The following is a 1,690-nucleotide window of genomic DNA, read 5'->3' on the forward strand; positions in this document are numbered from 1 at the left end:
ACGAGGGCACTGAAAAACTCCATCTGATTCCACTTAGCGAGGTATTCGACGATTCAATCGTCGAATACCTCGCCTTTTTAATTTATAATAGAGAGACTAAATGCAGGTGGTGTTCCCAATGATTTCAAACCAAGAGACTTTCAACTTAAGTCCATATATGGCCATTTACGATATTGTCGTGCCAAAAGATAATATGCTTCGTCAAATTAATGAACTAGTGGATTTCTCATTCATTTTAGAGGAATTAAAAACAAAATATTGTTTAGACAATGGAAGAAATGCGATTCCTCCGATTCGAATGTTTAAGTACTTATTGTTAAAAGCCATTTTTAATGTATCTGATGTAGACCTTGTCGAACGTTCAAAATATGACATGTCTTTCAAGTATTTTTTAGGTATGGCGCCAGAAGATGACGTGATTGATTCAAGCTCACTCACAAAATTCCGCAGACTTCGTCTTCAAGACGTAAGTTTATTAGATATGCTCATTGGAAAAACAGTTGAAATCGCACTCGAAAAGAACATTATCAAAAGTAAAACAATCATTGTGGACGCAACACATACCAAAGCACGTTATAACCAAAAATCACCGAAAGAATTTTTACAAGAGAAATCAAAACATACCCGCAAAGCAGTGTATCAATTTGATAAATCCATGAAAGAAAAATTTCCAAAGAAGAATACTTCTAACGAAGTAAAAGATGAATTAGCTTACTGTGAAAAATTGATTGCCATTATTGAAAACAAACCACAAATCGCTCATCTACCAGCTGTAAAGGAAAAATTGAACGTGTTAAAAGAAGCTGTAGAAGATACGCAAGAACATCTAAATTATTCAACAGACACCGATGCACGAGTAGGGCATAAAACAGCAGACAGTTCTTTCTTTGGTTATAAAACACATTTAGCAATTAGTGATGAACGTATTATTACAGCAGCAGTCGTTACAACAGGTGAAAAATCAGATGGACATTATCTACAAGAACTGATTAAAAAAAGTAAAGTAACAGGAATGGAAGTTGAAACAGTTATCGCTGACACGGCTTATTCAGGGAAAAACAATTTACTTTATACAAAAGAACAAAGGATTCAACTGATTTCTAAGTTAAATCCAATGATTACTCAAAATGGGCGAGCAAACGGAAAAGGATTTGACTTTAATAAAGATGCAGGTTTATTTGTATGTCCAGCAGGATATTTAGCAAAAAGAAAAAGTAAAAAACCAGATTCACATCCAGGAGCAAGTGCAAGAATGGTTTATTTTTTTGACGTTGAAAAATGTAAGGTCTGTCCACTCCGGGAAGGATGTTTTAAAGCAGGCGCAAAAACTAAAACCTATTCTGTTGCCATTAAATCAGAGGAACATTTAGACCAACAAGCTTTTCAAGAAACAGAAGAATTTAAACGCTTAGCTCGAGAACGCTATAAAATCGAAGCAAAAAATAGTGAGTTGAAAAATAAACACGGGTACGATCAAGCATCGGCTGCGGGTTCATTTGGCATGCAAATTCAGGGAGCAACGACGATATTCGCTGTCAATCTAAAAAGAATCTTGAAGCTTCTGAATGAAAAAGGGTAATAAATAGGCAAAAAATTAGGGCGTTTCCTGTTCAAAATTGAACAAGAAGCGCCCTATCTTTCTCGAAAATGAATTTATTTATAAAAAACGCAAGTTTTTCAGTGCCCTCGT

General features: G+C 35.0%; 1 protein-coding gene. It reads left to right on the plus strand.

Annotation, left to right across the window (positions count from 1 at the left end):
- Positions 1-118: 118 nt before the first annotated feature.
- Entirely contained in the window at positions 119-1,579 is a 1,461-nt protein-coding gene (locus tag ACQKNR_RS29215) for an IS1182 family transposase (protein WP_427322756.1), read from the plus strand.
- Positions 1,580-1,690 lie beyond the last annotated feature (111 nt).

Origin of the sequence: Bacillus sp. NPDC094077 (genome assembly GCF_050279465.1) — a bacterium.
In the GTDB taxonomy this organism is placed as follows: Bacteria; Bacillota; Bacilli; order Bacillales; family Bacillaceae_G; genus Bacillus_A.

Excerpts from the sequence above, each read along its gene's own strand:
- ACQKNR_RS29215 (WP_427322756.1), top strand. The coding sequence starts at position 119 with ATGATTTCAAACCAAGAGACTTTCAACTTAAGTCCATATATGGCCATT.